The sequence below is a fragment of the Cytobacillus firmus NBRC 15306 genome, from assembly GCF_001591465.1.
In the GTDB taxonomy this organism is placed as follows: domain Bacteria; phylum Bacillota; class Bacilli; order Bacillales; family Cytobacillaceae; genus Cytobacillus; species Cytobacillus firmus.
In genome coordinates this window covers 95,528-121,760 of the sequence record NZ_BCUY01000002.1, presented here as the reverse complement: position 1 = coordinate 121,760, position 26,233 = coordinate 95,528, and the positions used below count along the sequence as shown (strand labels likewise).

The following is a 26,233-nucleotide window of genomic DNA, read 5'->3' as shown; positions in this document are numbered from 1 at the left end:
CGGGCCTTCCGGAAAGGCGTTCTTTGCCTTTTTGGAAGGATTGGCTTGTGACCTCGAGGGGGTAGGCGCTGGAGCTGGACATTACTAAAAAGGGTTAAAAGGTAGCTTGAATCCGCCTTTTTTCTTTCCTTTTTGCTGCATGCCTGCCATTTGCTTCATCATCTTTTTCATGTCTTCAAACTGCTTTAGCAGACGGTTAACTTCAGGGACGGTTCTTCCGCTTCCCTTGGCAATCCGTTTGCGGCGGCTTGAATTGATGATTTCCGGATGAGTTTTCTCTTCCTTAGTCATCGACTTAATAATGGCTTCAACGTGAGTGATTTGCTTCTCATCGATTTGCATATTATTCAAGCCTTTGATTTTGTTGGCGCCAGGCATCATTTTCAGAAGCTCATCAAGTGGTCCCATTTGGCGTACCTGACCAAGCTGATCCAAAAAGTCATCAAATGTGAAAGAAGCAGTGCGCATCTTCTGCTCAAGCTCTTTTGCCTTTTCTTCATCCACATTGGCCTGTGCTTTTTCAATTAGGGATAAGACATCCCCCATACCTAAAATACGGGATGCCATCCGTTCTGGATGGAACGCTTCAAGAGCATCCAGCTTTTCGCCTAGACCGACGAATTTAATCGGCGTGTTTGTTACGGATCTAATGGATAGAGCCGCACCGCCTCGGGTATCGCCATCCAGCTTTGTCAGGACTACTCCTGTAAGACCCAGCAGATCATTGAAGCTTTGTGCTACGTTAACCGCATCTTGACCAGTCATGGCATCTACAACAAGGAAAATTTCATCTGGATTGGAAAGCTCTTTGATTTGCTTCAGCTCATCCATTAAAGCTTCATCCACATGCAGTCTTCCTGCTGTATCGATTAGAACATAATCATTATGATCCTCTTTTGCCTTTGCGATCGCCTGTTTTGCAATTTCAACAGGACTGACTTGATCGCCAAGAGAGAAGACAGGCATATTCAGCTGTTTGCCAAGCGTTTCGAGCTGTTTAATCGCGGCAGGGCGGTAAATGTCTGCAGCAACCAGCATCGGATTGCGGTTATACTTTTTGCGGAGCAGGTTCGCAAGCTTTCCGGTTGTAGTCGTTTTACCGGCACCCTGAAGACCGACCATCATAATGACTGTCGGCGGGCGATTGGAAACAGCAATTTTGCTTTGCTCCCCGCCCATAAGTTCCGTTAATTCTTCTTTAACAACCTTTATTACCTGCTGTCCCGGCGTCAGGCTCTTTAATACTTCCTGCCCGACAGAGCGTTCGCTGACTTTTTTGACGAACTCCTTGACAACTTTGAAGTTAACGTCCGCTTCCAAAAGGGCGAGACGGACTTCACGCATCATTTCTTTTACATCCGCTTCATTGATTTTGCCTTTTCCGCGGATCTTCTGAATTGTATTTTGCAGTCGGTCGGCCAATCCTTCAAATGCCATATATGCCGCCTCCTAATCTAATTTCTCAAGCTCTGCCACTGCTTCTTTCAATGCCTCCCGGGAAGGGGAACCTTCCTGAAGCATCTCTTTTATTTCTGCAATCAGCTTGCCGCGCTCTTGAAATTTATGAAATAATAGTAGCTTTTCTTCATACTCTTCAAGCATTGCTTCTGTTCTCTTAATGTTGTCATAAACCGCTTGCCGGCTAACATCATATTCCTCGGCAATCTCTCCAAGCGAAAAATCATCCAGGTAGTAAAGGGACATATAGCTTCTCTGCTTAGGAGTTAACAACGATTGATAGAAATCATAAAGGTAGTTCATCCTCGTTGTCTTTTCGAGCATCCCTATTCCCCCTTGTTAAGTGAAAAGCCTTTACAAAGTAAAGTTTACATAGAATTTCACATCATGTCAAGAAAATATCTTTACAGTGTTGGCAGTACCTTTTTCCGGGTGAGCACTGAAGGCATCATTCCACTCTGATTTCACTTATTTTTCCTTTTTTTTGCATCCAGCAGCCTTTTCATCCGCTCTTCTCTTTCTTTAGGCGAGGGTTCTGCTGCAGGTTTTGGCCGGTTTGGCTTCTTTGCTTTTGTTTTTTTCGGTGTTTGCTTTACAGGATTTTCCCCTTGAAGTTTAGCAGATGCCTGTTCGGAAGGAGACGTTTTTTTTCTGGAAGCTTTAATTTTTGGTACCTTCAGAGGCGCATCCGGTTTTTCTTTTACTTTTCTGTTTTTCTTCAAAATTCCCGCTGCAAGACCCGTTAGACCAAAGCGCCTTACTGCGATTTCTGAAAAAAAGAGCAGGAATGCAGTAAGAAGAAGCCATTCGCTGATTGGCTGTTTGGTGCTTGCCGGTTTTTTCAGCGGCCGGAATGCTTCTTCCCCGCTCGCGAGCTCCTTGCCTCCAGTCATTTTTGAGAGTGACTTCAAATGCTCTTTATTTATTCCCTTTTGCAAATACTCCTCAGAGTAGGGAATAGTAAAACCGGTCTGATGAACCTGAACATTCCCATTATGATCTGTCTGTTTAATATTTAAAAAATACATTCCCGCACTTTCAGGCATCAGTGCCTCATACTTACCTGGCGCTTTAAGCCTCATATTAGCTTCTATCTGTTCACCCGTTTCTGACACGATGGATGTCTCAATAGGCAAAGAAGTACTTGCCGCAGACTCCAGGCTGAGTACTGTATTACCATCCTTGTTCTCAACATCAATTCTATATGGTTCACTTTCATACTGCGGCAGGGTTTTAGTAACAAGCTGATTAATAAAGGACGGCCACTTTTCCCAGCTTGCCCATTCTCCCGACCACTTGCCTGAGATGTCGGATGCAAAGGCCGCTGTCCACCCCATTCCATATTGCCATTCAGCAAGTACCGGGTCTTTTTTTTCACTTAATAGCGGCACCTGTGCCCGCGGCTTAGCAGTGGAAGCTATATACGCATTCATTTCCGGCACACCTTTTTCAAAAAGAGAGGACCAGTCAGGGTAAGGCTGGATACTTGGGTAAAAAGGTTTGTCTTCGATATAAGTTCGTGTAGCCATTACGGTTTCACGTGATAAAATGCTTGGTATAACGGAAGAGTCTGTAACATCGTAAAAACGCCCAGACCCCATTCCCGCAAGTTCTTCCAGCAGCCCTCTATCAGCATCCTGGCCAAGAGCAACAGTTGAGAGAGTGATATTCTTCTCTTTCCCGCTTTCAATTAAAAGCTCATAGTCTCCATTTGTGGCAGATTGGCCATCTGTCAGCAAAATGATATGCTTTCTCTGCAGCTGTAAATCCTCAAGCTCACTGTATGCCTGTTCCAGAGAGGTAAAGATTTCTGTCCCCCCGCCCGGTGTAATGGATTTGATTTTTTCAATTGCCTTTTGTTTATCTTTGAGAGGCTTAGTTTCAAGGATTTCCCATGGACGGTCATCAAATGCAATGAATCCGAGTGTATCTTCTTCACGCAGCAGTTCAACTGAACGGGCAGCCGCCTCTTTCGCCAATTCAATTTTATTTCCTGCCATGCTTCCAGATCGGTCCATAACTAACACTAGACCTAAGGAAGGCATTTCTTTCTTCCCTTTGATATCCATATCCACCGGAAGCAATTTCTCAATGGGAGTTTTAAAATAGCCCCCCAGCCCGAAGCTTTCTTCACCGCCAAACATAATAAAACCAGTGCCGAATTCTTTCACTGCCTTCTCCATCAGGATCATTTGCTGCTCTGAGATAACAGTTGCAGGAACATTATTAAAAATAATCGACTGATATTGCAAATAACCTGAGAGTATAGTCGGTAGCTTTTCTGGAATAACGATGTCAGTCTCCAGGCCTGAACCTTTTAAAAGATTTGCAAGATCGCCAGCTTCCTCTCCTTGTACGATCAGGACCTTAGGGGTACCCTTCACATTCACAACTGAGTGAAGTGCATTGTTTTCAGAGTAGGCATCCCGGTCTGCAGCTATCTCTGCTTTATATACCGTTAATCCTGCGGTATCCGCTTTGTGGGTAAACGTATAAACATTTTTCCCTTCGTTCACTTGAACGGTTTCCTTTAATACTTCTTTATGATTTACCGATAGTCTGATATCAGCTTCTTTGGCAACGTTGCTGGTAACTTCTATTGTAATCGGAGCCTCTTCTCCTAAATATAGTGAAGGAGGAACGTTTAATTCTGAGATTGAGACATCGTCCCCTGCTGCTGTTCTTAATGGCACATGGTCAATCTCGATATTACGGTTTTTTAAAACTGCTGCAGCTTCCAGGCTTTTGCCTTCTGTTTCATTCCCGTCCGTCATCAGGACAATTCTGCCGGAAGACTCCCTCGGAATGAGTGAAGCGGCAAATTGCAGGCCTGCTTCGAGATTGGATTGGGAATCTTCTGCCACTCCGTTAAATTCGTTTATAGCTTCACGGTTTCTGCCCAGATTCTGTTCAAGAACTGCATTTTCCCCAAAAGCAGCCACTGCAAATTGATCGTCATTTTTCCTGTGGCTGATGCTGTTTTCTATCCAGGCAAGTGCTTCCTCATTCGTGCCAATGCTTGCAGAACGGTCGGCCAGAAATACGACGGTCTGACCCTTTACCGGAAGAACCACCTGAGGAACGGTCAGTGCAATAATTAATAAAGAGAAAATGATCAGCCTCAAACCGGCAATCCAAAATTCTCCATTTTCTTTTCCCCTGTGATTTCGAATAAATAAAAAAACGATTATGACAGCAGGAATCAGGAGGAGAAACAGGAAGGGATAGTTAACCTCTATGCCCACGGCGATATACCTCCCATTCGATAACAATCAGGATAAAAGCTATGAACGCCATCCAGAACCAGAGACTTTCATTAGGTCTTTGAGTCATGCTGCTTTTTTCAGATGATTTAGCATTCAGTGTAAAGGATTCTTCTATTCCGGCACTTTTCTCCCTTTCATCCAGAAGTACTGAAAAATAATAAATTTGATTTCCTGATACAGCCTGGTAAGTTCCGGGGATTATAGGAGCTTTAAAGGTTTCCTTGTTTAGATCAAGAGAGTATAGATTTTCGTCTTTATTATTGAAAATTTCCCAGCTTCCAGTTCCATTGCCGATATTTATCCATCTTTCTTCTCCGGAGCTGAAATATCCGAGGAAATCTGATTGCTGAGATAGCCACTGGTAAGAGTTATATAGAAAGATTGGAAAACCTGGCAGGAGAGGCCAATCTGTGTCGGATAGATTAAAATTGACGATAATAATTGGCTGCCCATTATGCATTCCCCTTTGGATTAAAGGAATATCCCCGCTTTTCAATACAGTCTCCCATTCTCCTTTAAGAACGGAGGATGCAGAACTGATATACACCTTCTCAAAGTTTGCATATTCAAAAAGAGAATCCTCATCCCCCGAAATTGCTTCTTCAAGTTTTGCTTTATCTTTGCTTGCATTAAAAAAGATCATCGGCAGCTCAGGGAGACCCGATAAAGTGCTTCCTTCTGCCACAACGACACCTTTCATATCCAAACCTTTTAGAGCAGACGGATCTGTCTGCAGCAATTCGGCACCAATAGTTTGAAAGCCCTTCACCGCAAATGGATTTACATCTCCCAAAGTGTAAACCTTTGGTTTTGGGTCAGTGTAAATAGAGGCTGCATGATTATCTGCACTATAGCCATCGCTAATGGAAATAGCTGCCTCATAGTAGGGTTTTTCCGGCAGATTTTTTATTTGAACGGTTTTCTCCTCATTTGCTTTTAAGGATAGATTCTGTTCAAACAGGACTTTTCCCTCAGATTTCACTGTAAAAGCTGTCTCTATATTTCCAGAATATTGGTTTTCTATCACTGCAGCCGCTGAAATACCATCACCGGCGGCCGCTGTTCCAAACGACTGCAACGACACATTCCCTGCATTCTCTCCAATATTATGTACAACAGTATATAGACCGGCCAATTCCTTCATTAGATCTTTCTTTCCAGCTGAATCTGAAAATATATGAAGAGCCGCGTCTCCTCCTGAAGATAAGGAGCCTGCCAAAAGAACGGCTTTTTCCATATTCTCATGTTCATAAGTAAGCTCCAGCCCTTCAATGGTTCTTCGAATAGCATTTAGATCATCTTCCCGGCTTAAAAGAATCGCATTTTTCTCCCCTGCTTTAATTAAGCTTACCTGCTGGCCATTAAGCTTGCCTGCCAGATCAAGCATTTCTTCTTTTGCGATCTCAAAGCGGCTTTTCCCTCCGCTTTCAGCCGACATAGAAGCGGATGGATCAATGATGATGATGATGTGTTCTCCTTTTAAAGAATCTTCAAGCCAAAAAGGACGCACAAGGGCCAGCATCAATAATAGAAGTGCCAATAATTGCAGCCAAAATAACAGATTCTGCTGAAGCTTTTTCAGCCAGGGGGAAGCCTGCCATTCATTCAGTACCTGTTCCCAGAGCAAATTGGATGAGTTGGTCTTTTCCGCATACTGCTTCCTAAAAAAATAAAATAAGACAAACACTCCGATAAAAATGGATAAAATAAAATAAGCAGGATTTAAAAATTGCATGTTGTTCTCACCTGACCAGCCCCTTCGCATACAGATCCCTGAAAAGAACAGTCTGAAGATCTCTTGTTTCAGGGGCAAAGATATATTGGCCGCCATACCGTTTGCATAAAATCTCAAGCTGTTCATTATGTTTTTTGAGGCGCTTTTCATATCCGGCCAATACGGCAGGACTCATGCTCACATTTACAGCGGTCCCTGTTTCACTATCAATTAACTTTACATCTCCAGAATATGACGGTGTCATTTCTTCATCAGCCTGCACCTGAAATAGCCAGAACTCCTGTTTCAGCCCTCTTAGCTTCCTAAACAGGCTTTCCCATTCCTGAAGCGGTTCAAAACCATCCGCTATTATTACAGCAAGCTGCTGGTGCCTTGAAAGAGTGTCTTTTAAGCTGCCCAGAAAGTTATTGGACATAGCTGAAGGTTCAATTTTCTGGATTTCCATGAATGTTCGCCTGCTGTAAACAGAGCCTTTTCTTTTGATAGGCTGTAAGCCAGCTGAAGAAACAGGTGAAAACAGGAGGCGGTCTTCACCAGAAAGAACCATAAAGCTCAAAGCCGCAGCCAGCGCTTTGGCATACTCCCATTTTGCTACCATTTTGGTCATTGATGAAGTGGCATCCAGATAAACAGCAATAGACAGTTCCTGCTCATCCAGGAAACGTTTAATATAATGTTTTTGTGTTCTGCCAAAGACATTCCAATCTATTTGCCGGATATCGTCTCCGGGCTGATATGCCCTGAAATCAGAAAATTCCATGGAAGATCCGAATTTATGGGATTGCCTGGAACCTGAATGAAACCCTCTTTTCCTGGTCTTTACAGCAATTTTACGCTTCTGCAGCTTTCCAAGAAGGATTTGATGGCTGTTCATCAGCTCTTAGCTCCCCGGGAATTTTCTTTTATTAGAGCTTCAATAATCGAATCTGCTGTAATCCCCGCTGCTTCTCCTTCAAAGTTTAAAATGAGGCGGTGGCGCAAAACGGGATAGGCAACATTTTTAAGGTCGCCTATTGAAACATGGAATCTTCCTGAGCACAATGCTCTTGCCTTTGCCATATTTATCAGACTCTGAAGGCCGCGGGGACCGCTGCCATATTGGACGTATTCTTTTACTGTTTCCGAAGCATCCTCTGAATCCGGGTGTGTGGCTGTGATCAGCCATACAGCATAATCCAGGATATCCTCTGATACGAGGATTTCTCTTGAAAGTTCCTGAAGAGCAACAACATCATTCAGCCCAGCTGCCTTATTTAAATGAGTATTTTGAACACCCGTAGTTCTCCGGGCAATTTCTTTTAATTCTTCTTGTGTCGGATAAGCTACATTTACCTTACATATAAACCGGTCGGTTTGGGCCTCCGGCAGAGGATATGTTCCTTCCATATCAATCGGATTTTGAGTTGCGAGAACAAAAAATGGCTTTTCCATTCTTTTGGTTTCACCCATAATGGTAACCGTTTTTTCTCCCATTGCCTCAAGCAGGGCACTTTGTGTTTTAGGTGTTGCCCTGTTAATTTCATCTGCCAGGATGATGTTGGCGAATATGGGCCCTTTATGAAAACTGAATGTTTGCCTGCCTGCTTCATCAGGCTGAAGCAGCATCGTTCCGGTTATATCGGATGGCATAATATCAGGGGTAAATTGAATGCGGGAAAATTTCAGATCCAGCACTTCTGCAATAGTCTTAATTAGCATCGTTTTACCAAGCCCAGGCAAACCTTCAAGCAAAACATGGCCTCCTGAGAAAATGCTCCATAATACTTGTTCGACTACTTCCCCCTGGCCTACTATAAATGATTGAATTTCATCTCTTACTCTCGCAATAATATCTGCTGCTTGTGCGAATTGCTGTTCTTTTTCCTGTGTTACGGACATTGAAGTCACTCCTTGTCAGGATCTATACTTGTAAAATAATTTTTAACGATTTCCTCTAAATCAGCCGGCAGCTTATACCGGTCGGTGCTCTGCCTGTATGACGCCTCATAATTTCCAAATACCTCACTGTAAGGTCTGATCGTTCCCTTTAATACAGGACCTTCCCCGTCAAATTGCTGGCCAGGAGTCCCTTGACCAAGACCGCCATTGTCATTTTCAATCTTCGTCTTCCCTTCCATGCCAGATGGAATGGTGAGCAGATCCCTGGATCCCTGTCCAAGTCCGGCACCTCCACCAAGACCACTGCCCGAACCACTCCCTGAACCAGATCCTGTACCACTTCCGGAGCCGCTGCCTGAACCACTTCCGGAGGCACTGCCATTTCCGTTGTTTGGGTTATTGCCAGGCTGATTTTGATTATTTTGCGAATTTGAATTATTCTGCTGCGAAGGAGGCGATGAATTAGGATTATTTGCCTGGCTACCCGGCTGCCCGGGAGGCGAAAATGCAAGCTGCCCCGGCGGCAGTCCATTGGCAGCCATTTGCTGCTGTAATGAAAGACCTGAACTCTGAAGAGCATTTTGAGCTGCTGCCAGCTGTTTTATGAGGTCTTCTGATTGCAAGAGGTTCTCGAGCTGTTCAATAAGTTTTGACAGCTCCTCTTCAGACAGCTTCTCCTCACTGCCGGTAAGCTGTTTCAATGCATTGCTTTGGTCTTCACTAAGTTCCTTCTTCTGCTTATCAAGCTTTGATAATTCTTCCCGAAAAGAAGACAGATCTTTTTCCTCAAGCATTCGGCTTAATTGCTTTAAATCGCTATTATTAAGGGTGTTTTTCATATTTTCCAGGCTCAGCGATTTTTCTTTTTCTTTGATTGCCTTTAATTCCAGGCTTTTTGTTTGTTTCGCCAGCTCCTTCAAAGCTTCCTCAGCTGACTTTTTTTCTGCAATCTTCTCTTTCGCTTTCTCTAATGCTTTTTTTACTTCAGGATTCTTTTCTTTCACAGCTTTTTTCTCAAGTTCCTCTTTTGCTTCTTCAACTATCTTGTTTTCCTTCTCCCATTTTTGAGCCAATTCCATTTTCTCTCCCGGAATCATGTATAAAAGTACTGCCAGGCAAAGAAAAGCCAAACACATTAAAACAGGTTTAGGGTGAATGAAAACCTTCTTCCTGCCTAAAACCTGATGGTGTACCTTTTTCATATGCTTTACTGCATCTGCAAGCTGCAATCTTGCCAGAACAGCATTATCCAAAAGGAAAGAATGGGCTGTAATGACCCTGTCTTCCGCTACAAACCCGTTATATAATGAAGCCGCCTGGATTATGTCAGGCTGCTTCTTCCAAATCCGAATAGCAGCGCCAAAAGCTGAGAGCAAAATAATCAGCAGAAAATAGTTTTGCAAGTATGGGATAACGAAAATTCTTGCTAAAACCATAAGACAACAGGCCAAGACAGCGGCTGCTAAAAGGAACACCTGAAATTCCTTAATAATCAGCTGAATGAGGAGCTGTCTTTTTACCGGTTTTAAGAGTTTAAGATATTGATTGCGGTCTTCCACCGATATCATTCCCTTATTATAAATTTCGGGCAATCCCCTCTTCAGGGGACTTGCCCGAATAAAGTGAAACTTCAATCAGTGGGGGGCTTTATCCCCCACTGATTGTTAGTTGAACCAATCGGGCCTTTACGGGCAGTCTGACTCCCACTTTTCCTCCTTTGATTCCTCTTAGACTTGAAGTGGGGATCTTACTGCCCGTTAGACTGCGATAACCTACTAACCCTTTTTCATATTGGGACGGAGTTTTTTTATGCTAAGCAGCACGGCTCCAATGAAAATTAAAGTGTAAGAAATTAAGTATGACATCCACAAAGGAAATTCAATGCCTGTTGATCTTGTAATTTCATTGGTCATTTCCGGCTCAAAGGTACTCATCAGAATAATGACCGGATTGAGCATAGCCGGAAAATATGCCAGCGGATTAGTCGGCTGAGTCCCTGTATACCCATATGCATTTGTCAATTGCATAAAAATCAAAGCAAGGAATGCAGTTCCGCCTGCTAAGAATAAAGTAACCCCATAGGTGGTCACCATCGAGACAATCGTTTTTCTAATGAGCGTCGAAAATAAGACTCCAATGCTTCCATAAACCAGGATTGTAAACAAATAAAATCCCATTGTCGTAAGCAGCTGGCCTGGAGAAATACCACCAAACAAAAACACAAAGCTATAAAGAGGCAAACTTGCCGCAATCAGCAGAATTAAATATGAAATGGAAGAGATCAGCTTGCTTATTATTATGCTTGAGGAGCTTTGGGTCGTCGTGAGCATGATATTTAAGGTCTGCCTCTCTCTTTCGCTGCTGATAACCCCTGCTGTTAATCCGGGGGTAATGAACAGAATCAAGCCAAGCTGCAATATTGATAAAACCATAAACATTGTCCGGCTTTGTTCCGGTTTAAAAAATCCCTGCATGTTGTTTGACAGTGATTCAATAAAAATGAATCCAACAATGATAAGCCCTAATGCGAGGAGGTAAAATAGGACCCCGAGGTAACTTTTAAAGCTTCGGAAGCGGAGCTTGAATTCTTTATTCAGTACAGGATTTACGACTAAATTCTTCATGTCAGCTCAACTCCCTTTGTAATTTCCATAAAGACATCTTCCAGGTCTGTTTCCGCTTCAGCAAAGCTGGTGATTGCCAGATTATTTAAAATGGCTCTTTTAAGAAGTTCTGTTTGCTCTTCAGCTGTCCCTTTATAAATAAACTGAAAAGATACTCCGTCCTCCTGCGAAGACAATTTAAAAATATTAGGATCATCTTCGAAAAAGGAGATGGCATTTTCTGCATTTCCATGAACTTTTACAAGAATGAGCCTTTCTCCTCTGAGCTGCGACTGGATATCAGCAACAGACCCCTGAGCCACCAGTTTACCCTGATCAATTATGCCGATGGTATCGCACATTTCTGCAAGCTCAGGCAGAATATGTGAAGATATTAAAATCGTTTTGCCCATACTTTTCAATTCTTTTAATATTTCCCTCATTTCTACCCTTGCTCTTGGGTCAAGTCCTGATGCAGGTTCATCCAGAATCAGGACTTCAGGGTCATGTATCAGGCATCTAGCCAGGCAGAGGCGCTGTTTCATGCCCCTTGATAGAAGGTCCACATATGACTCTCTTTTATGTGACAAGTTGACAAGGTCGAGCAGCTGTGGAATCAGCTTCTCGCGTTCTGCGAAAGGAATACCGTAACTTGCACCGTAGAAGTGCAGATACTCATCAGCCTTAAGCTGATCATAAACCCCGAAGAAGTCGGGCATATACCCAATTTGCTTTCTTACAAGCTTTGGCTCCTTTTGCACATCATACCCGTTTACGTAAGCCGATCCCGAAGTTGGGGCAAGCAGGGTAGCCAAAATGGAAAAGGTTGTGGATTTTCCTGCACCATTCTGTCCGACAAAACCAAAGACACTGCCTTTTCCAATATTAAGATTTAAGGAATCAAGTGCTGTGAATTTTCCATATCGTTTCGTTAAATCTATTATTTCGATCATTTCGCCACCTCCCCTTTTATTGTTGCAGCCGGCAATGGAACGAAAGGATCTCCCTGTGAAGATTTAATAAGCTTCAAAATAAAAAGCCCCTCTTTTGAAACATACTGAGACAAGTCATCTTTACTTGTCAGCTTTAAGCTCCTTTGATCCGGTTCAATCGGCAGCCATTCACCTGTTTTATGGTTTTTTAATGAATACTGTACGTTTTGGCTATTAATCCTTACCGAAATTTCTTCTAGTTTATAGGTTTTCTCTTTCAGCTGCTTTGGAAGGCTTAGAGAATATTCATATTCTCCGTCTTCAAGCATCATTTCACTACTCGTGCTGCCCATGCCTTTTTCATAAATCTGGCCCTTGATCACATTCCAATCAGCTGCCATCATGCCATCCTTCAATGTAAATTTGCCGGAAAACTCATTTTTGGCCTCAAATGGCTGAACAATCAAATTGGTGTTATTCTGTTTTGCTTTCTTCCCTTTCATGGCTACATCAATGACAGATTCTCTTGTAATTCCTGCAAGGACTGGCTGTGCAACATCTCCGAGAAGAAATGTATTGGAAGCATATTCTAGCTTTTCTCTTCTTAATCTATTAATATCATTGTGGCTATTGGCAGGACTTCCCCCATTAAATGTTCCTCCGTACGGTCTGCTCAGAAGGGACTGTTTTGTGGCTTTATCTACTTTAATGGTCTCGCCTTTTTTGATTGAACCCAGTTTAATTGCTTCATTTCCTGACCAAATATATAATTCTTCAAAATCAAAGTCACTTTGGTTTTTAATTGTTCCCGTTAATCTTTTTTTCCTAAGTGTGATATCTGCTGCTAACTTCCCATTTATTTCTGTTTGAGCTTTTCCGTAAATGGTTTTGGATGACCAATATTCTACATCAGGGAAAATTATCTCATTGTTTTTTACTTTTTCAGCCATGATTCCGCCTCTAAGGGGGTCAGATGAAGTGGAATTGTTTGAATAAACCACAGCATTAAATTCACCTTTTGGCATTGAGAGGATATATTCACCGCTTTTATTTGACAGCAGGGTTGAAGCCTGATAACCGGTAAGCAGATTGTTATTCGCTTTATATATCCCCATCTGGTTCAGCTGCGGCTGAGAAATTCTGTCTTTTGCCCCCATGCCAAAGACAGCTGCACCCATCAAAATGGCTATAGAAGGAATGATCCACCATGAATGCTCCCGTTTATCAAGCTTTCTTAACACAAAATAAAGCACAGGCACTATGAGAATTATATAACCGGCAAAAAGTCCAATAAGCTGTCCGACTGAAAAATTGGATGCAGGAAAGAATTCATTTACTTCTGCAAATTCCCAATAAAGCTGGTCGAGATAATCCTGTGAATAGGGGGTTGATCCAATGCCTGCACCTGACGCCTGTTTCATATAGCCTTCAAACCATGTGTCATATCCCTGCCATGAAGATAAAGGCTCATCTCCCAGTGAAAAAGCTGTCTGCAAAATTGTCCCGCTTCCATACTCCTTTTTCAACGCTGCAGGGAGATCGCCGCTTTTTGCAATAACTTCTGCACCCTTATCAACCGGACCAGTGAAGAAATTGAGCTCATCAAATTTTGGCTCCTCTCCCTTTGCCGTCTGCAGGAATTTGACTGGGGCGGATGCCTCATTTTCTGATTTCATCGGCAGCAGTGAATATAACTCTCCATAGGAGCCGCTTGCATCTGGTCCTCCTCCGGCAATCAATGTTCCACCACTGAATATCCAGTCCCTTATAGCTTTTTGCTGTTTGTCACTAAGCTGGGAAACCTTAAACTCATCAATGAGCAAGTAATCGAGTGTTTCCATCCCTGTTGCATCATCCGGCAAATCTTCCCCTCTAAGTTCGAGCAGCGATTTAGAAGGAAGTGTCCTAAGCTCTTTTACACGGTCATAGTTTTCACTTAGAACTCCAATTACTTCAGTGGCCATATCTACAAATTTAGGCTTTAGTGTATTTTCTCCTTTAAAACTAACTTTTTTTCCGTCTTCCCAATCTCCATCATAAAGGGTCAGCAATGGAATGTTCTGATACATGGAGGGGTGATCCTCCGTCATTCCAGGTATGGAAATCAGATATTCCTTAGCTGTTCCGGCAGGCAGCTCTACTTTTACAGTAACCGCACCGCTGGTATTGTAGGATGGATGGTAACTTATCAGCAAATCTCCGCTAAACGAGTCACCTGAATTTTCCATTTTTATCCTGAGAGGAAATCCCTCTCCTCTTTTTACTTTTCCGTCAAAGCCCTCATCGAGAGTAACTTTAATCCCTGTACCGGCCGCTTCTGCTGATTGGAAAGGATGAAACATTAACACAAAGCAGAATAAAACCATAATGATCACTTTTAATTTACCGTGCAACCCAATCTCCCCCATTAAAAATCGTAAGTATCAGCCTTTTGTTTTTTTATAGGCAGTCTTTATAAAATTAAATTATTGCCAGCCTGATGACTTCTTCCATATTATAGACGCAGCTTACTGACAAAAAGTTCCTGAGGATATATATTTAATTAGTTTGCTAAGACCTGATGTGAAAGAAATTTATCAGCGTAGTGTAATTTTACACTAAAAAGTATAAATTTCAAACTATTTTTTATATTTAAAATATATATCTATTCATGATAAAAAAACAGCCGGAGACCTCGCTCTCCGGCTGTTTATCAATTCTTATTCTTATTCTTCTTCTTCTTCTGCTTCTTTTTCGACTATGTCGGCAAAGAGTCCATAGACATACTGTTCTGCATTGAATTCCTGCAGGTCATCCATTTTTTCTCCTAAGCCTACAAATTTAACCGGGATTTCAAGTTCATTCCTGATTGCCAGAACGATGCCGCCCTTTGCAGTTCCATCCAGCTTTGTAAGAACAATACCTGAAACATCAGTTGCTTCCTTGAAGGTCTTAGCCTGAATCATGGCATTTTGTCCAGTTGTAGCGTCAAGAACAAGCAATACTTCGTGCGGGGCACCAGGTACTTCTCTTTCAATTACGCGCTTCACCTTTTCCAATTCTTTCATCAGATTGACTTTATTCTGGAGGCGTCCCGCTGTATCACAGATTAAAATATCGGCCTTGCGCGACTTTGCAGACTGAACAGCATCATACATGACAGCTGCAGGATCAGAGCCGGGTCCCTGCTTAATGACATCAACACCGACACGTTCGCCCCACACCTCAAGCTGTTCAATCGCTCCTGCACGGAAAGTATCACCTGCTGCAAGAAGAACATTTTTCCCTTCACTTTTGAACTTATGGGCAAGTTTTCCAATTGTCGTTGTTTTTCCGACACCGTTAACACCAACAAACAGGATAACCGTGAGTCCATCTGTCTGTATATTTAATTCTGTCGAGGTTGTGCCTGCGCTGTCATAAATGTCTACAAGCTTCTCAGATATAACTGCCTGAACCTCGCGCGGATCCTGAATATTCTTGCGCTTTACTTCTCTTCTCAGCTCATCCACCAGTTCCATGACAGTGTCAAAACCGACATCCGCCCCAATTAAGATTTCTTCCAGTTCTTCGAAAAATTCCTCATCCACTTTCCGGTATCTTGAAACAAGGTCATTAACCTTATTTGAAAAATTATCGCGCGTTTTGGTTAATCCGTCTTTAAACTTTTCTGTAACACTATCCGTCTGCTTTGTGATTTTTTCTTTTAGTTTTTTAAAGAAACTCATGTTTTCACTTCCTTAATGCAATATGTATAAGTGCGGAACAATGCTGCACACAGTTCCGCATTAAGGCTGCTATTGAGTAATTAATTCCCTGGTTTCTTCCAGACGTACAGATACCAGTTTGGAGACACCGGATTCCTGCATAGTTACACCGTAAAGGACATCCGCTTCTTCCATTGTTCCTTTTCTGTGGGTGATCACGATGAACTGGGTTTCGGCGCTGTATCTTTTTAAGTATTGGCTGAACCTTTGGACATTCGCTTCATCCAAAGCAGCCTCAACTTCATCAAGAATACAGAATGGAACAGGCCGGACTTTCAAAATGGAAAACAGTAAAGCAATGGCTGTAAGTGCCCTTTCTCCCCCAGATAATAATCCGAGGTTCTGCAATTTCTTGCCTGGTGGCTGTGCGACAATTTCCACACCTGTATTCAATAAATCTTCAGGCTGGGTCAAGCGTAAATCTGCTCTTCCGCCACCGAATAAAGATTGGAAAACCGACTCAAAATGAAAACGGATCCCTTCAAAGGTTTCTTCAAATCTCCTTTTCATTTCAACATCCATTTCATCAATAACCTGGAATAATGTATCCTTTGCTTCCTGAAGGTCTGTTTTTTGCTCAAGCAGGAATTCATAGCGTTCCGATACTCTTTCATACTCCTCGATTGCTCCGAGATTTACTGTGCCAAGTTCCTCGATAGCCAGCTTTATGAGTTTTACTCTTTTTCGCGCTTCCTCAATTTCAATTTGCAGCGGATATTCCTCTTTAGCCGCTTCAAAAGACAGCAGGTATTCTTCCCTTAAATGATTCAGCCTATTCTCAAGCTCAACATCCAGCCTGTTCTGTTTAACTTCCTCATCTTTCAGAACTTCTATGAGGCCTTTATGCTGGCGTTTTAATTCTTTTACCTCAAGCTCAAGGTCCTCTAAAGATGCTTGGAGCTTTAATCGCTCATTCCTTCTTGAAGCAATCAGTTCAAGTGTTTCATTCTTTTCCTTCAGTTTTTGCTGTGCTGCTTCTTCCAGATACTGTTCACCTGAAGAGCTGTTTGTCATTTCGGATGAAAGCAATTCTAAATCTTCGTTTACGGTTTTCAGTTTCTCCTGGGTAACAGCAAGCTCAGAATTTATGGCGGCCAGCTTTTCCTCAGCATGATTCAGCTGCTCACTTTTGGAAGCGAAGCTAATTTTCAGCTCATTAATTTCAGATACTACAGTTTCCTTTGAAGTCTGCTGCGTGTTTTTTCTTTCAGTTAATGCTTTTATCTCCTGATCAAGATTAGCGATTTGCTTTTGCTGCTGATCCAATAAGACTGAAAGCTCGCTCTTTCTTGCCAGCAGTCTCTCTATATCTTGAGAAAACTGTGCTTTGTCCATATCATAAAGGGATAGGCGCTCATTAATGCTTTTCTCTTCAAACTCTGCTTCTAAAAGTTCTCCTTTTACCTTCTGTTCCATCAAACGAAGTTCTTCGCCTGTTTTTCTAAGCTGCTCAATGCGTAAATCCTGTTTTTGAATTTCACTTTTTTGCAGTTTTACTTGCTTTTCGAGATTTGCTGTTTTGGATTCCATATCCGTAATTCTGGACTTCAGCTCTTCAAGTTCACCTTTACGTGAAAGAATTGAAGTACTTTTCTGTTTCACAGCTCCACCGGTCATGGAGCCGCCCGGATTAACCACATCTCCGTCAATTGTTACGAGCCTCACGCGGTATTGAAGCAGCTTCGCAAGTTCATTGGCACCTTTAAGATCCCGGGCAATAACCACATTGCCAAGCAAGTTCTCGATAGCATGCTGGTGCCTTTCTTCAAATTGTATCAGTGAAGCAGCTTCACCAATAAAGGCAGGGTGGCCTTGAACGGACTGCATTTGCGTGATATTCAGCTTCTTCCCCTTAATTACACTTAAAGGCAGGAAAGTGGCTCTGCCATATGAATTCTTTTTCAAGAATTGAATGGCACTTCTCCCATCCTGTTCATCCTGTACGATGATATGCTGCATGGCACCCCCGAGAGCTGTTTCAATCGCAGTTTCATACTCTTTTGGCACTTGAATTAATTCCGCTACGGCTCCTTCAATTCCCTGCAGCTTGCTGCCTCTTGCTTTCAATACTTCTTTTACCCCTTGGAAGAAGCCCGAAAAGTCCTCTTCCATTTCTTCAAGCATTTCCTGCCTCGATTTTGCCTGCTGCAAATATTGATAAGCCTGATACAAGGTTTTTTCCTGCTTTTGATAATTATTCTTTAATGATTCAAGCTTGCGGTCTTCATTTCTGAATAGATGAACTTGATTTTCTAATTCCTTTTGCAGATTTTCAAGATTTGATTGTATCTTTTGTTTTTTCTCTTCATTTTTCTTGCGGTCAGCAATATATTTTTCATTATCCATTTCAAGCCTTGAACTGCGCTGACCCTGCTGGCTCAGCTGCTGATCAATATTCTGCAATTCATTCCTTGAAGCTGCCTGGCTGTTCAGCACTTCAATATAATCACTTTTCAGCGATTCAATTTTTTCTTCTGTATTTTCACTGAATAGTTTGAGCTGCTCCTGCTTTTCCTTTAAAGCTTTTTGAAGCTTAACTGCTTCTGTCTTCACTTTTCCTCTGAGAGCCGAGTGCTTTTCTTCCTGCTCTTTTAACTCAGCAATCTTCATTGTAAGTTCTCTCATGTTTCTATGAAGCTGGTCTTTATTCTGGCTGGCATTTTTCTTTCGCTCTTTGAGTACTTCTTTTCTGCCTTCCAGCTTTTCCAGCTCTTCACTGGCATGAAGGAGGACATCCTGCAGATCATTTACTGATTCATCAATTGCAGCAATATGCTCCTTTAACTCTTCCATTTTCGCTTCTTTGTTTTGGATAACTGCCGAGAGCTTCATTTCATCTTCCGTATGAAGCTCGAGCTGACGTGAAAGCTGCTCCCATTTTGAATGCAGATCCTCTATCTCATAAACTGTAAGGGCAACCTCTATTTTCTCCAGCTCTTCCTTCTGCTGAAGATAATCTTTTGCGATCGAGGCCTGTATGTTCAAAGGCTCTACCTGGGTTTCCAGTTCATGAAGAATATCATTCACCCTGTTTAAGTTATCCTGGGTTTCAGAAAGCTTGCCTTCCGCCTTTTTCTTTCTTGTCTTGTATTTAAGCACGCCGGCCGCTTCTTCAAATATTATCCGGCGTTCTTCAGCTTTGCTGTTTAGAATTTCTTCAACTCTGCCCTGACTTATGATTGAAAAAGCTTCCCTGCCAAGGCCAGAATCCATAAATAAATCTACGATATCTTTAAGTCTGCATGTTTGTTTATTGATCAGGTATTCACTGTCGCCGGACCGGTAGACCCTTCTTGTAACACTGACTTCGCTATATTCGATCGGCAGACCCTGATCGGCGTTATCAAGCGTCAGCGTCACCTCTGCAAAATTCTGGGCTCTCCGGGAATCACTGCCCGCAAAAATGACGTCCTCCATTTTTGCACCGCGAAGGGACTTAGCTGATTGTTCACCCAATACCCAGCGGATGGCATCAGTTATATTGCTTTTCCCGCTTCCATTCGGACCGACAACTGCTGTGACGCCTGGAACAAAATCAACCGTTATCCGCTCAGCAAACGACTTAAATCCAATAACATCAAGCCTTTTTAAAAACAACCTTGGTCCCCCTCTGTCTCCTCATGTTTCTGCTCTTTGATGTCAGAGTTAGAAAATGTTCACTTTATATGATTTTTTAATACTTCAAGAGCCATTTGGGCCGCATGCTGTTCCGCTTCTTTCTTTGACCGGCCAGTGCCTGTCCCAAGTTCCCTGCCATTTAGAGAAACAGTGGAAACAAATTCACGATTGTGGGCAGGCCCTTTTTCCTGAAGGATTTTATATTCAATTGCACCTGCACCATCCCGCTGCACAAGTTCCTGCAGCTGGCTTTTAAAATCCATCACATGCGAAAAAGCACCTGAATCAATCTTTGGAAAAACAACTTTTTCCAAAAAACCGACAACTGTATCTAATCCTTTATCCAGGTATAATGCACCTATAAAGGCTTCAAATACATCTGCAAGCAGAGCAGGACGGGTTCTTCCTCCTGTCATTTCCTCCCCTTTACCAAGGAGCACCAGGCTGCCAAATGACAATTCGTGGGCAAATGAGACCAGGGATGGTTCGCAGACAACCGCAGCCCTCAGCTTTGTTAATTCACCCTCGCTCATCATCGGATATTTTAAGTAAAGGAATTTTGAAACAGTCAGTTCTAGGACGGCATCACCCAGGAATTCCAGTCTTTCATTGTCTTCATATGGCTTTCTCCGGTGCTCATTCACATAGGATGAATGGGTAAAAGCTTGTTTGAGTAATTTTTCATTTTCAAAGTGAATTCCGATTTCCGTCTGAAATTCTTTAAATTGTTTTTCGATTGCGCGAAATGATTTTCTTTCTTTATCTTTATTGCTGCGCATATTGCATCCACCTTGCTAATATTAATATTCTTCTTGAGTAAAATACTTAAATGGTCTTCCCTAAGTTTACGTAATAAAGAGGGAAAACGCAAAAAAACTTCTATATAGCAATTTTATGTTTCATGGTTACGGCTATTTTCACAGAAGAAAGCCCCGTTATCAAACGGAGCTTTTGAGAAACGTATTTACTGTCCACAGTCACCTGCTGCAGGCTGGAAGCTTTATTCCATGCTGTCCTTTCGATGCTGCAGGTAACACCGGACAGTAAACATCTGAAAAAAATTGCTGCAGTGAGGGGGATTCCCTCACTGCAGAGTGGTTCTACTAACGATTATTGGCTAGCTTTTATGTAATTTACAGCGTCACCGACTGTTGCGATTTTCTCAGCATCATCGTCAGAAATTTCCATGTCGAACTCATCTTCTAATTCCATTACTAATTCTACTACGTCAAGGGAATCAGCACCTAGATCATCTTTGAAAGAAGCCTCCAATTTCACTTCAGACTCTTCAACGCCAAGACGGTCCACGATGATCTTTGTTACACGTTCTAATACTTCTGCCATGCTTGTTCACCTCCCCTCAAGTATTATAGAGTATTTTTAGCCTTTATTGAAAGGTTTTATAAAAAAATTTGCATTACAACCCTGTTACAAATTACATGACCATTCCGCCATCAACATGCAGGGTTTGCCCTGTCATATAACGGCTGTCCTCTGAAGCAAGAAAAACTGCCACATTTGCAATATCTGCAGGATCGCCGAAGCGCGCCAATGGGATTTGCTTTAGCATCTGCTCCCTTACATCCTCGTTCAGCTTATCCGTCATATCAGTTGTGATGAAACCCGGTGCAATGGCATTGACTGTTATCCCTCTTGATGCAAGTTCTTTTGCAGAGGTCTTTGTCAGGCCGATAACCCCCGATTTTGCAGCGACATAATTAGCCTGACCAGGATTGCCGCTGACCCCAACAATGGATGAAATATTGATAATGCGGCCGCTGCGCTGTTTCATCATCTGCCTTGTAACTGCTTTGGTACAAAGGAAAACACCTTTCAGATTAATGTTAATAACATCATCCCATTCGTCTTCCTTCATTCTCATAAGCAGGTTGTCCTTTGTAATCCCTGCATTATTAACCAGAATATCCAGCTTGCCAAACTTTTCTACTGTTTCTTTTACCATGCTTGCCACTGAATCACTGCTGGATACATCGCATTGGATAGCAAATGCATTTCTGCCTAATGCTTTTATTTCATCAACGACTTCGTTCGCCCTAGCCTCACTTCCGGAGTAGTTAACCGCAATATCTGCACCTTGCCTGGCAAGACCCAAAGCGATTTCTCTTCCGATTCCTCGGGAAGCTCCTGTTACTAAAGCGGCTTTTCCCTCTAGCTTCATCTCAATTCCTCCTTCAAGGATTCTGTAACTGACTGGCATGATTCTGCATCTGAAACGGCATACGCTTTAAGGGAACGATCTACCTTTTTCGCTAAGCCTGACAGTACTTTTCCTGGCCCTATTTCAATAAATGTATCCACTCCAAGCTCCATCATCCTGCGGATTGAATCCTCCCAGAGTACAGGAGAATACAGCTGTTCAATTAATCTGCCATTTATTTCTGAAGCCGATGTCATTTCAGAGGCGGTTACATTGGCAATGACAGGAACCTTTGCATCCTTAATCTCAATTTCGTCAAGGATTTCCCTGAACTTCTCCGCTGCAGGCTTCATTAAATGGGAATGGAAAGGGCCGCTTACCTCCAGTGGAAGCACACGCTTGGCACCTTCTTCTTTGGCCTTTGCAGAAGCCAGTTCTACTCCTGCTTTTGAACCTGAAATGACAATTTGTCCAGGACAGTTCAAGTTTGCAAGCTGAACCGGATTTCCTCCTGCAGTAACTTCTTCTGTAACTGCTGTAAGCTTGTCCCTGTCAAGGCCCAATACCGCAGCCATTGTTCCCTCTCCATTAGGAACTGCTTCCTCCATGAATTCCCCCCGCTTACGGACAGCATATACCCCATCCTCAAAGGATATAGCTTCCGCAGCGACTAGCGCAGTATACTCACCAAGGCTATGTCCCGCCACAAAATCGGGTGTTATTCCAGATCTTTTGAAATAATCGAGAATGGCAATGCCGGTGGTCAACAGTGCAGGCTGTGCGTTTGTTGTCAAAGTCAATTTGTCCTGGGGTCCTTCAAAAATAAGTGCCGATAATGAAAAGCCAAGTTTTTGATCGGTCCTTTCAAAAAATGATTTTACTTTTTCATCCTGTTCAGCTAGCGCTTTTCCCATCCCTGCAGTCTGGGACCCCTGCCCAGGGAATAAAAAGGCGATTTTACCCATCGTGTTTCCCCCTAGTTAAAATGTGTTTATTTAAGAGCTGTTTTTTTAGCTTCTTTTTCAACTGCTTCCTTAATCGTATCAGCAACATTGTTTTCGACCATGTTCCTGGTCTGCCTCACTGCACTGAATAAAGCTGTTGCATCTGAAGAACCATGCGCCTTGATAACCGGCGCCTTTAATCCAAATAATCCGGCACCGCCATATTCCGAATAATCCATTTTAGATTTAAGCTGGTATAAATCAGGCTTTAAGGCTGCTGCTGCCAATTTTGTTTTAAAGCTGCTGGTCAGAGCTGTTTTTAGCATTTTAAATACAGATAAAGCAGTACCTTCAATTGTCTTGAGCACCATATTGCCGGTAAAGCCATCCGTCACTACAACATCCGCAGCTCCCTCAAGCAAATCGCGCGCTTCCACATTACCGATAAAATTGATATCCGCCTTCTTCAAGAGATCAAATGTATTTTTTGCCAGCTCATTGCCTTTTTTCTCTTCCGTTCCGATATTTAGAAGGCCTACTCTGGGATTGGCAATACCCCGGACCTTTTCGGTATATATAGATCCCATAATCGCATATTGAAGAAGATGCTCAGGCTTCGCGTCCACATTTGCCCCTACATCGAGCAAAAGGAACCCTTCTCCCCCTATTGTTGGAAGTGTAGGTGATAATGCCGGGCGTTCAATACCCTCAATCCTTCCTACCACAAAAAGACCTGCTGCCATAAGAGCACCCGTGTTTCCTGCGGAAATGCATGCATCCGCCTTACCATCTGTGACAAGCTGCGCTGCAAGCACCATAGAAGCATTTTTCTTTCTGCGTACAGCTCTCACCGGCTCATCATCCGGCAAAATCACTTCATCAGTATGCAAAATGTCAATTCGCTCTTTTGAAGTAAGGTACTGGTTTATTTTTGACTCATCGCCTACAAGGGTAATATGTACATCTTTAAACTCTGCGGCAGCTTTCATTGCCCCAAGGACAATTTCCTTTGGGGCATTGTCGCCTCCCATTGCGTCTATGGCAATTTTCATGATGCTTCATCCTTTAGTGATTATTTTTTTCTGAACATGTCAAATTCGCCCTTAAATACCTGTTCGTTATTCACAAAGCTGTTGACTTCAACCATCGTCCTTCCGCTGTCAATATCAATTGTAAGGACCTTTGCTTTTGCGATGACACGTTCATTTAATCTCACTGGCCTTGTAAATTGAATATTGGCTTTTGCCGTTAATGCCAGCTCATCATTTATTACAGCGACTGCCAGTGAGTTGGCCTGTGCAAACAAGTGGTGGCCCCGGGCTATTCCATTACGCTTGAAGACATGTTCACTTTTTACATCGAAAATGGATATCGCCGTTTTATCCAATTCTATATCTATTATTTCACCGATTATTTCTTCTATTGGTAAAGATCGCACTTCATCCTCAAAACTTTTCTCGGCAACATGCTTGATTCGCTCACGCAATTCCGGAATTGATAATTCCAGCCGATCGAGCCTGATTGTCTGGACACTGACAGAGAACTTGTCCGCAAGTTCCTCGTCCGTGACAAAAGGATTTTCTTTTATTGTGTCCGTTAATAATGTTTGACGTTCTTTTTTGTTTCTTTTCATTAAAACCCCACCGTCCGAGATATTAAGACTAGGTACTAATAGTAGTATATAATCAAAAAAAGCAGATTGCAAGAAAGAACTTTTCCGCAATCCGCTCTGATTACCTTATTTCTAGTCCAGTTTTTCCCCTTCCAGCACTCCCGCTTCCTTTAAATAATGCCGCAAAGGCAGGTACTCATCTGAGTGCCAGAATTCATCGGATTCCACTAGAGTTGATGCATCGTTCCTGGCGGTTTCGAGCGCACGGTAATCATGGACCATATCAGCGACTTTAAATTCCGGGAGCCCGCTTTGTTTTCTTCCGAAAAAGTCTCCAGGACCTCTCAGCTCAAGGTCCTTTTCACTTAGGGCAAAACCATCATTGGTTTCTGTCATGATTTTCATGCGTTCTTTTCCAACTTCCGACTTCGGATCAGCCAGAAGCACACAATAAGATTGTTTATCTCCTCTTCCTACCCTCCCCCTCAGCTGATGCAGCTGTGCAAGTCCAAACCGCTCCGCATCATAGATCACCATCATCGTTGCATTTGGAACATTTACACCCACCTCAACAACCGTCGTCGAAACAAGAACCTGAGTTTCATTACGGCTGAAAGCTTTCATAACACTTTCCTTTTCGTCCGGATGAAGCCTGCCATGCATGAGTCCGACATCATAACGGCCATGAAAATGATGCATCAATGTTGCGTGGACATCTATAGCGTTTTGAACATCCAATTTGTCTGATTCCTCAATAAGCGGGCAGATCACATAAACCTGCTGACCTGCTGAAAGCTCCTTTTCCATAAAACCTAGGACCCTGTCCAGCATATCAGGTTTTGCCCAATAGGTTTCAATTGCTTTTCGTCCTGCCGGCAATTCATCTATGATGGACATATCCATTTCCCCAAAAATAGTAATGGCCAATGTTCTTGGAATTGGCGTTGCAGTCATGAACAGAACATCAGGGTTTTCGCCTTTCTCCCTGAGTATCCGCCGCTGCCCGACCCCGAATCTATGCTGCTCATCGGTAATGACAAGTCCCAATTTATTAAATTCCACTTCATCCTGGATAAGTGCATGTGTGCCTATGAGAACATCAATTTCTCCTTCCTTGAGATGCTGGAGAATTTCTCTTCTGCGTTTTCCTTTTACCGAGCTTGTCAGGAGTTCACATCGCATCCCAAACGGCAAGAGCATCGACTTTAAAGATTCCGCATGCTGCTCTGCCAGGATTTCGGTCGGGACCATTAATGCTCCCTGGAAGCCCGCTGTCCTGCTGGCAAAAAGAGCAATCGCCGCAACTGCCGTTTTGCCGGAACCAACATCCCCCTGTAAGAGCCTGTTCATCCGGTATGGAGATTTCAGATCAGTCATGATCTCATTAACTACTCTTTTTTGTGCTCCGGTTAATGCAAATGGCAGTGAGTCAATGAACTCCATTAGTCTTGAAAGATCATAAGCCTGTGCAACCCCTTTTGACTGCTCTCTTTCAATCTTTCTTAGTGCCTGCATTTTTAACTGAAAATAGAAGAACTCCTCATAAACAAAACGCCGCCTTCCCTGTTTGAGTTCCTGATCATCGGCAGGAAAATGAAGTGATCTCACAGAATCTCGCCTATTTAAAAGTCTATATTGCAATAAATATTTTTCAGGCAAATTTTCTGATATGTCATTCCCATACTGTGAGAAAGCCAGTTTAATAAATCGCCTGATTCCCTTGACTGTGATATTTCCTTTTACAGCGTATACCGGCTCAAAATCCTTATTGTTAGAGGCATTTCCTATTTTAAGTTCACTGGCTGTTATGACCTGCCGATGCTGGTCCCATTTGCCAGTCACCGTAACAGTTTCATTTAATACAATTTTGTTCTTCAAATATGGCTGATTGAACAGGATCACTTGAATAAGATACCGTCCTACAAGCACTCGAACAGTCAGCCTGGAGCGTTTCCTGCCGTAATAAGCAAGTGAAGGTTCACTGTGAACCTTTCCTTCAACCGTCACTCTTTCATCATGCTTCATTTCTGCCAGGTCCTTGAGCCTGTAATCTTCATATCTATATGGAAAATATTCAAGCAAGTCTTTTACAGTGTAAATATTCATTTCAGCCAGTAATTCAGCTGATTCCTCTCCGATGCCTTTGACAGCTGTAACAGACTGGATTAAATTTGGATTCACATTTATTGAACGGCTGCCAATTATATTTTCTTTCAGGCAGTCCGCCACCCCTCCCTGCTCCGTTACTTTTATATACAGGCTTATAAAGCGCCTGCTTTATAA

19 protein-coding genes are annotated in these 26,233 nt (G+C 42.7%); all 19 read right to left on the bottom strand.

What is annotated here, in order from left to right; all coding sequences use genetic code 11:
- Positions 1-84: 84 nt before the first annotated feature.
- The 19 genes from ffh to recG all read right to left on the bottom strand — a co-directional run bounded on the left by ffh (position 85) and on the right by recG (position 26,131).
- The gene (gene ffh / locus BFI01S_RS01280; protein ID WP_061790991.1) at positions 85-1,437 is read right to left on the bottom strand and encodes a signal recognition particle protein; all 1,353 of its coding nucleotides are present in this window, start codon (positions 1,435-1,437) and stop codon (positions 85-87) included.
- A gap of 12 nt (positions 1,438-1,449) precedes the next feature.
- A complete protein-coding gene (locus BFI01S_RS01275) occupies positions 1,450-1,782 on the bottom strand; it encodes a putative DNA-binding protein (RefSeq protein WP_061790990.1) in 333 nt (110 codons plus the stop codon).
- 140 nt (positions 1,783-1,922) lie between these two features.
- Positions 1,923-4,703: a VWA domain-containing protein gene (locus BFI01S_RS01270; protein ID WP_061790989.1), complete on the bottom strand. Its 2,781-nt coding sequence runs from the start codon at positions 4,701-4,703 to the stop codon at positions 1,923-1,925.
- On the bottom strand, positions 4,687-6,459 hold the full coding sequence (locus BFI01S_RS01265; protein ID WP_061790988.1) for a vWA domain-containing protein: 1,773 nt from the start codon (positions 6,457-6,459) through the stop codon (positions 4,687-4,689). Before BFI01S_RS01265 ends, BFI01S_RS01270 begins: the two co-directional genes overlap by 17 nt.
- 7 nt (positions 6,460-6,466) lie before the next feature.
- Positions 6,467-7,333: a DUF58 domain-containing protein gene (locus tag BFI01S_RS01260; RefSeq protein ID WP_061790987.1), complete on the bottom strand. Its 867-nt coding sequence runs from the start codon at positions 7,331-7,333 to the stop codon at positions 6,467-6,469.
- Entirely contained in the window at positions 7,333-8,337 is a 1,005-nt protein-coding gene (locus tag BFI01S_RS01255) for an AAA family ATPase (protein WP_061790986.1), read from the bottom strand. The genes BFI01S_RS01260 and BFI01S_RS01255 overlap by 1 nt, the downstream gene beginning before the upstream one ends.
- A 5-nt stretch (positions 8,338-8,342) precedes the next feature.
- Entirely contained in the window at positions 8,343-9,929 is a 1,587-nt protein-coding gene (locus BFI01S_RS01250; protein ID WP_061790985.1) for a DUF8809 domain-containing protein, read from the bottom strand.
- A gap of 183 nt (positions 9,930-10,112) precedes the next feature.
- Complete coding sequence (locus BFI01S_RS01245) at positions 10,113-10,961, bottom strand: ABC transporter permease (RefSeq protein ID WP_061790984.1); 849 nt, start codon at positions 10,959-10,961, stop codon at positions 10,113-10,115.
- The gene (locus BFI01S_RS01240) at positions 10,958-11,893 is read right to left on the bottom strand and encodes an ABC transporter ATP-binding protein (protein ID WP_061790983.1); all 936 of its coding nucleotides are present in this window, start codon (positions 11,891-11,893) and stop codon (positions 10,958-10,960) included. The genes BFI01S_RS01245 and BFI01S_RS01240 overlap by 4 nt, the downstream gene beginning before the upstream one ends.
- Entirely contained in the window at positions 11,890-14,265 is a 2,376-nt protein-coding gene (locus tag BFI01S_RS01235) for a DUF8725 domain-containing protein (protein WP_061790982.1), read from the bottom strand. The genes BFI01S_RS01240 and BFI01S_RS01235 overlap by 4 nt, the downstream gene beginning before the upstream one ends.
- 312 nt (positions 14,266-14,577) lie before the next feature.
- Positions 14,578-15,579, bottom strand: coding sequence for a signal recognition particle-docking protein FtsY (gene ftsY, locus BFI01S_RS01230; RefSeq protein WP_061790981.1), 1,002 nt, complete (start codon positions 15,577-15,579; stop codon positions 14,578-14,580).
- A gap of 69 nt (positions 15,580-15,648) precedes the next feature.
- Entirely contained in the window at positions 15,649-19,215 is a 3,567-nt protein-coding gene (smc, locus tag BFI01S_RS01225; RefSeq protein WP_061790980.1) for a chromosome segregation protein SMC, read from the bottom strand.
- A 59-nt stretch (positions 19,216-19,274) separates the two neighbouring features.
- Complete coding sequence (rnc, locus tag BFI01S_RS01220; RefSeq protein WP_048009056.1) at positions 19,275-20,015, bottom strand: ribonuclease III; 741 nt, start codon at positions 20,013-20,015, stop codon at positions 19,275-19,277.
- Between the two features lie 331 nt (positions 20,016-20,346).
- Positions 20,347-20,580 (bottom strand): acyl carrier protein, encoded by a 234-nt coding sequence (locus BFI01S_RS01215; RefSeq protein WP_009330799.1) that lies wholly within the window; start codon positions 20,578-20,580, stop codon positions 20,347-20,349.
- Positions 20,581-20,671: 91 nt separating this feature from the next.
- Positions 20,672-21,415, bottom strand: a complete 744-nt coding sequence (gene fabG / locus BFI01S_RS01210; RefSeq protein ID WP_061790979.1) for a 3-oxoacyl-[acyl-carrier-protein] reductase — start codon at positions 21,413-21,415, stop codon at positions 20,672-20,674.
- Complete coding sequence (gene fabD, locus BFI01S_RS01205; protein WP_061790978.1) at positions 21,412-22,359, bottom strand: ACP S-malonyltransferase; 948 nt, start codon at positions 22,357-22,359, stop codon at positions 21,412-21,414. Before fabD ends, fabG begins: the two co-directional genes overlap by 4 nt.
- Before the next feature lie 26 nt (positions 22,360-22,385).
- Positions 22,386-23,390: a phosphate acyltransferase PlsX gene (plsX, locus tag BFI01S_RS01200; RefSeq protein ID WP_061790977.1), complete on the bottom strand. Its 1,005-nt coding sequence runs from the start codon at positions 23,388-23,390 to the stop codon at positions 22,386-22,388.
- Positions 23,391-23,410: 20 nt separating this feature from the next.
- Complete coding sequence (gene fapR / locus BFI01S_RS01195) at positions 23,411-23,971, bottom strand: transcription factor FapR (RefSeq protein ID WP_061790976.1); 561 nt, start codon at positions 23,969-23,971, stop codon at positions 23,411-23,413.
- Between the two features lie 111 nt (positions 23,972-24,082).
- Positions 24,083-26,131 carry an ATP-dependent DNA helicase RecG gene (recG, locus tag BFI01S_RS01190; RefSeq protein WP_061790996.1) on the bottom strand — a complete coding sequence of 683 codons (2,049 nt, stop codon included), beginning with the start codon at positions 26,129-26,131 and terminating at the stop codon, positions 24,083-24,085.
- Positions 26,132-26,233: the final 102 nt, after the last annotated feature.

Coding starts and splice junctions, on each gene's coding strand:
- fapR (WP_061790976.1), bottom strand. CDS start 23,971: ATGAAAAGAAACAAAAAAGAACGTCAAACATTATTAACGGACACAATA.
- BFI01S_RS01275 (WP_061790990.1), bottom strand. CDS start 1,782: ATGCTCGAAAAGACAACGAGGATGAACTACCTTTATGATTTCTATCAA.
- BFI01S_RS01240 (WP_061790983.1), bottom strand. CDS start 11,893: ATGATCGAAATAATAGATTTAACGAAACGATATGGAAAATTCACAGCA.
- BFI01S_RS01265 (WP_061790988.1), bottom strand. CDS start 6,459: ATGCAATTTTTAAATCCTGCTTATTTTATTTTATCCATTTTTATCGGA.
- plsX (WP_061790977.1), bottom strand. CDS start 23,390: ATGAAAATTGCCATAGACGCAATGGGAGGCGACAATGCCCCAAAGGAA.
- BFI01S_RS01245 (WP_061790984.1), bottom strand. CDS start 10,961: ATGAAGAATTTAGTCGTAAATCCTGTACTGAATAAAGAATTCAAGCTC.
- fabG (WP_061790979.1), bottom strand. CDS start 21,415: ATGAAGCTAGAGGGAAAAGCCGCTTTAGTAACAGGAGCTTCCCGAGGA.
- ftsY (WP_061790981.1), bottom strand. CDS start 15,579: ATGAGTTTCTTTAAAAAACTAAAAGAAAAAATCACAAAGCAGACGGAT.
- BFI01S_RS01260 (WP_061790987.1), bottom strand. CDS start 7,333: ATGAACAGCCATCAAATCCTTCTTGGAAAGCTGCAGAAGCGTAAAATT.
- BFI01S_RS01255 (WP_061790986.1), bottom strand. CDS start 8,337: ATGTCCGTAACACAGGAAAAAGAACAGCAATTCGCACAAGCAGCAGAT.
- BFI01S_RS01215 (WP_009330799.1), bottom strand. CDS start 20,580: ATGGCAGAAGTATTAGAACGTGTAACAAAGATCATCGTGGACCGTCTT.
- fabD (WP_061790978.1), bottom strand. CDS start 22,359: ATGGGTAAAATCGCCTTTTTATTCCCTGGGCAGGGGTCCCAGACTGCA.
- rnc (WP_048009056.1), bottom strand. CDS start 20,015: ATGCGCAGCAATAAAGATAAAGAAAGAAAATCATTTCGCGCAATCGAA.
- ffh (WP_061790991.1), bottom strand. CDS start 1,437: ATGGCATTTGAAGGATTGGCCGACCGACTGCAAAATACAATTCAGAAG.